This is a genomic window from Burkholderia sp. Tr-20355, from assembly GCF_017104685.1.
In the GTDB taxonomy this organism is placed as follows: Bacteria; Pseudomonadota; Gammaproteobacteria; order Burkholderiales; family Burkholderiaceae; genus Burkholderia; species Burkholderia seminalis.
In genome coordinates this window covers 1-1,858 of sequence record NZ_JAAGPK010000359.1, presented here as the reverse complement: position 1 = coordinate 1,858, position 1,858 = coordinate 1, and the positions used below count along the sequence as shown (strand labels likewise).

The 1,858-nt window shown below is 71.7% G+C and carries 2 pseudogenes; one reads left to right on the top strand and one right to left on the bottom strand.

What is annotated here, in order from left to right:
* Window positions 1–756: pseudogene (locus tag G3N62_RS35330) on the top strand (phage tail protein); the annotation flags it as partial.
* Between the two features lie 94 nt (window positions 757–850).
* Here the strand turns inward: G3N62_RS35330 and G3N62_RS35325 are convergent.
* Window positions 851–1,858: pseudogene (locus tag G3N62_RS35325) on the bottom strand (glycosyltransferase); the annotation flags it as partial.

The following is a 1,858-nucleotide window of genomic DNA, read 5'->3' as shown; positions in this document are numbered from 1 at the left end:
GCGGAGGCGCTGGTCGAGGCCGTCGTCAAGGAAGCCGCGACGAACGCGGTGGCCGCCCCGGCCGTGGCGGCCGAGGTCGTCGAACCGACGCCGGCGGAACCGATCGTGAGCGCAGCGGCACCGGCCGGGCGCCATACCGAGGCGCTCGCGCAAGCCGAAGCGGCCGCGCAGCACCACGCGAAGGCCATCGCCGACGCGGAGGCGCTGGTCGAGGCCGTCGTCAAGGAAGCCGCGACGAACGCGGTGGCCGCCCCGGCCGTGGCGGCCGAGGTCGTCGAACCGACGCCGGCGGAACCGATCGTGAGCGCAGCGGCACCGGCCGAGGCCGAAACGGCCGACGTTGCCGGCGCGACGGCGGCCGACACCGCGATCGTCCCGGCGGCCCAAGCCGCATCCGCCGCTGAAACCGACACGGCCGCCGCACCGGCCGACAAGGCGACGCTGCACGTCGCGCGCCCGTCCCAGAACGAACTGACGCTGACCATCAACGGCCAGTCGATCACGCTGCATCCGGAGCAACTGGGCCAGCTGATCGAGGAACTCGCGCATGCGCGCGCGTCGATGCAGCCCGAGCCGCCGGCCGGGATCCCGGCCGGCTGGCGTTTCGTGACGACGAAGAACCCGATGATGGCGGTGCAGAAGCAGTCGAATGGCGACCGCCTGCTGGTCGCCCGCCACACGGGCTACGGCTGGGTGCCGTTCACGTTCTCGCCGGACGTCGTGGTCCAGATGTACATGATGCTGACGCAGCGGTAAGCCGCCGCCCGCCCCAAAACGCAACAGCCCGACCGGTTCACCGATCGGGCTGTTCGTTTTCCGGCTGCCGGGAGGCGCGCCTCCCGGCCGATCCTCAGCGCTCCACCGGCGCCTGCACGCGCGCCTTCCACTGGCCGCCCTTGCCGCGCCAGTAGCGCCACGCGGACGCGAACGTCGCGCCCACGTAGAACAGCGCGACGAGCGGCAGCGCGGGCGCCCACAGCGGCGAGCGCCGGTAGTAGCGCAGCATCGGCGCATACGCGGCGCACATCGACGCCCACGCGAGCCAGGCCGGCCACGCCCGCGCGCCGTACGCGAGCGCCGCGGCGGGCGGCACGAGATAGATGATCGTCATCCCGAGCAGCGTGCCGGCCAGCAGCAGCGGCGAATAGTGCAGCTGCGTGAACGCGGTGCGCGCGATCATGTTCCAGATGTCGCGCCAGCTGTCGTACGGGCGCAGCGACACGCTGCGATCGGCCAGGTCGAGACGGATCGGATGGCGGCCGCTGCCGCGGTGCTTGATCTGCGCGGCGAGGCTGCAATCGTCGATCAGCGCGCCGCGGATCGACTCGATGCCGCCCGCTTCCTCCAGCGCCGTGCGCTTCACGAGCATGCAGCCGCCGGCGGCGCCGGCCGTCCGGTTGCGCGGGTTGTTGATCCACGAGAACGGGTACAGCTTCGCGAAGAAGAACACGAACGCCGGAATCAGCGCCTTTTCCCAGAACGAATCGCAGCGCAGCCGCACCATCAGCGACACGAGATCGCGCTGCTCGGCCTGTGCGCGCGTGACCAGTTGCGCGACGGCGTCGGGCGGATGGCCGATGTCGGCATCCGTCAGCAGCAGGTAGTCGGCCGGCAGGCCGAGCGTCTGCACCGCGGCGATCCCCTGCGACTGTGCCCACACCTTGCCCGACCAGCCGGCCGGCAGCGGCTTCGCGGCCAGCACCGTCAGCCGGTCGGCGCGGTTGATCGCGAGCGCCGCCGCGCGCGCCGCGTCGGCGGTGCCGTCGTCGCTGTGGTCGTCGACAATGATCAGATGAAAGTCGCCCGGATAGTCCTGCTCGAGCAGCGAAGTCGCCGCGCGAGCGATCACGTCGGCTTA